This window comes from Arthrobacter sp. Y3223164, from assembly GCF_059091005.1.
In genome coordinates, this window is record NZ_JBNHGF010000292.1 from 1 (window position 1) to 3,487 (window position 3,487).

The window sequence follows — 3,487 nt, forward strand, 5'->3', positions numbered from 1 at the left end:
CCGCACCGTTCCGTCACCGCCGGCGGCGATGACCAGATCGACGCCCGCTTCCAGCGCCTGGTGCGCCTGGCCGGCGCCCGGATCTTCGAGCGTGGTCTCGAGCCAGAGCGGCGGCTGCCAGCCGGTCTCGGCGCACAGGCCCTCGACCAGCGCCACCAGGTCGAAGTTGAACTTCTTGGACGGGTTCCAGACCACCGCGGCACGGCGGGAAGCTGGGGGAGCGGATTCGGTCATGGTGTCCTTACTGTCCTGTTTGCCGGCTGAAGGCCGACGTCCCGACGAACCCATTCAAGCACCATCCCGCCGGTGCCGCCCGGCTCGACATCGCTGCTGGCCGCTTATAGGTTCTAACAGGACACCCTCGGATCCGGGAGAAGAATTGCTTCGGCGCGCACTTGCATCAATCACCGCCCTGCTGCTGACGGTAGCGGTCTCTGCCTGCGCTCCGGAGCGGGAATCGCCGGAACCGGCCGCCCGGGCACTGGCGGAAGCGTTGGCTGCCAACGACGTGTCGAACGTGGCCTTCGCCGATGCCACCGGCGCCCAGGTGCAGGAACAACTGGCCGCGTTGACCGAGGGGATGGACCCCTTGGAGCCCGAAGTCACCGTGGAAGGCGTCGAAGAGGTCGAATCCAACCTCTTCCGGGCCACCCTTTCCTATGACTGGCCGGTGGCCGATGCGGAGCAGGGCTGGAGCTACACCACCAGGGCCGACCTGCACTACGCCGAGGACACCTGGCACGTCCGGTGGAAGCCCGAAATCCTGGAGCCCTCGCTTGCCGAGGGGGAACGGCTGGTGCTCTCCACCGAGGAGCCGCGGCGTGGCCAGATCCTCGACGCCGAGGGCGAGGCGATCGTCAAGAACCGCCCGGTCAGGGTCGTCGGCATCGACAAGACAGGCCTGGACACAGCGACCGCCGAGGACTCGGCGCGCGCGCTGGCCAAGCTGGTGGACATCGACGCCGCCGCTTACCTGGAAAAGGTTGAAGCTTACGGGCCCAAGGCTTTCGTGGACGCCATCACGCTGCGCGAGGACGCCTTTGACAAGCTGGACCAAAAGAAGCTGAAGGGCATCGAGGGCTTCCTGGCGGTAGGTGACCAGATTCCGTTGGCGCCCAACCGCACGTTCGCCGCGCCGGTGTTGGGATCGGTCAGGGAGGCCACGGCCGAGGACATCGAGAAGTCCAAGGGCACGGTGGTCGCGGGCGAGACCGTAGGCTCGTCCGGCTTGCAGGAAGCCTTCAACGCCGAGCTCTCCGGCACGCCGGGAGTCACCGTCTCCGCCGTCGGGCAGCCCGCCGAAGAGGGCGGCGAAGCGCCGTCCCGCCAGCTGTTCCGCCAAGACCCGGTGGACGGCGAAAACGTGAAAACCACGCTCGTGCCGAAGTTGCAGTCGGCGGCCGAGGACATCCTGGCCGACATCGACTCGCCGAGTTCGATCGTCGCGCTGCGGCCCTCGACCGGTGCCGTCCTGGCGGCCGCGAACGGTCCGGACAGCGAAGGCTACAACACCGCGTTCCTGGGCCGGTACGCCCCCGGTTCCGCCTTCAAGATCGCCACCGCGTTGGGCATGCTGCGCAACGGCGCGACCCCCGAGTCGGCCGTCACCTGCGACCCGGAACTGGTCGTGGACGGCCGAAGCTTCGAGAACGCGGACAGCTACCCCGCCGAGTTCACCGGCCGGATCACCTTGACCGAGGCCATCGCGCACTCCTGCAACACCGCGTTCATCGCCGAGCACCGGGAACTCTCCCAGGACCAGCTGGCTGATGCCGCCGGCGCCCTGGGCATCGGCATGACCGCGAGCCCCGGCATCGAGGCCTTCATGGGCGACGTGCCGCGGGAGGACACCAAGGGGACCGCGCACGCGGCCTCGCTGATCGGCCAGTCACGGGTGCAGGCGTCGCCGCTGGCGCTGGCCACGATGATGGCGGCCGTGGTGGAAGGCGGTTCGGTCGTGCCGACGCTGGTGGACGGTCACGACCCCAAGGCCGAGCTCCCGGACGTGCCTGAACTGACCGCCGGGGAAGCCAAGCAGTTGCGCAGCATGATGCGCTCGGCCGTCGTGGACGGCTATCTGGCCAACCTGGCCGACCTGCCCGGGAAGCCCGCCATCGGCAAGACCGGCACCGCAGAGTACGGCTCGCAGGACCCGCCGCAAACCCACTCCTGGGTGATCGCCGGCCACGGGGACCTTGCCATCGCGGTGTTCGTGGAGGACGGCGAGCTGGGCTCCGAAACCGCCGGCCCGCTGGCCGAGGCTTTTCTGGAAGCCGCCGCCGGCTAGGCCTTCAACGACGACGCCGGCGCCCGCCAAGGTGCCTGAAGGCACCGAAGGCGGGCACCGACGTCGCCAGCGGCCAGCCAAGGCCCGGCCTTCGCCCGCCAGCCGCCCGGCCCTGCCTGCAGAGTTCCAGGCTTACCAGCGGTGGGCCACGTCAATCACCAGGCGGGACATGCTGCCCGGGCCGTCCAGGGTGAAGACCCGGAACGGCAGGCGGGCGCGCACGCCGAGGCCGATGGTGGTGTACCCCTCGAAACTGCCGCCCCAGGAGAGCTGGCGGAAGGTGGTGTAGCCGGTGACGTTCACCAGCTCCTTCGGGTTGGCAGGCCGGTAGGTGCCGCGCCCGTTGGAGTCATACGCCGGAGCCTTCACGACCACGGCCAGATCGGCGCCGCCGCGCAAGGGGATTACATGGCCGGATCCTTGGGCCCGCACCGTCCCGTACCTCACCGAGTAGCCGGCCACGTCGCCGCGCAGGTCCACAACCATGCGGTCGAAACAGGCGTGCCGGCCGGTGCGCACGTTGGTAATGGGTGCGGTCGTGGTCCCCGGCGCGGACCCCGGCGTCGAGCCCCAGGTGATGCCGCAGTAGGGCGCCGCGGTGGCGGGGCCGGGCGCCACCAATCCCAAGCCGAGAACCAACAGGATTACGGACAGCCATGTGGGGAGCTTGCGCATGGCACACCGCCTTTCATGGGGGTGACAGATGCACTCAGGATAGGGGCGTTTTCCGCGACGGGACCCGGCACGTCCGCGATAACGCCGCAACCGTTACGGCACGCGGCCCGGGCACGCTTTTCTTGATCCTTCGGTAATCGGAAACGCACTCCGCCCGTAACCAAACACGGCGGGGGAGAAGTGTTACGACGTTTCGTAACATAAATCACAGTGCTGCAATTTGAAAGCGCGGCCAGTGGCATAATTCCAGCATTAGCCGGTTCGGACCCCCACGTTTTTGCCGGGCCGGCGATCCCCCAAAGAGCCGGTCCCGCGTGAACATACCGCGGGGCCGGCTCGATTTAAACGTCACACCATAGGCGCCGCCCGCAGGCGTCCCCGGCGCCCCTGCAGCCCCTGTGCAGACCCCTTCAGCCCACTTCGAAGGTCCTGAACCCGCCGGTGGGCGGGCCGTACGTCGCTTCGACCGCGTCCACCCGCCCCGGCGCCTTGCCGGACTCGAACGCGGCCGCGAACTGGCGCACC

2 protein-coding genes and 1 pseudogene are annotated in these 3,487 nt (G+C 68.7%); 1 reads left to right on the forward strand and 2 read right to left on the reverse strand.

Annotation, left to right across the window (positions count from 1 at the left end):
- Positions 1-234: pseudogene (locus AC5RUJ_RS12760) on the reverse strand (diacylglycerol/lipid kinase family protein); the annotation flags it as partial.
- Between the two features lie 145 nt (positions 235-379).
- Between AC5RUJ_RS12760 and AC5RUJ_RS12765 the strand changes: the two are divergent.
- A complete protein-coding gene (locus tag AC5RUJ_RS12765) occupies positions 380-2,287 on the forward strand; it encodes a penicillin-binding transpeptidase domain-containing protein (RefSeq protein ID WP_494128453.1) in 1,908 nt (635 codons plus the stop codon).
- 132 nt (positions 2,288-2,419) lie between these two features.
- On the opposite strand, the gene AC5RUJ_RS12770 is transcribed toward AC5RUJ_RS12765, so the two are convergent.
- Entirely contained in the window at positions 2,420-2,962 is a 543-nt protein-coding gene (locus AC5RUJ_RS12770; protein ID WP_494128454.1) for an AMIN-like domain-containing (lipo)protein, read from the reverse strand.
- Positions 2,963-3,487: the final 525 nt, after the last annotated feature.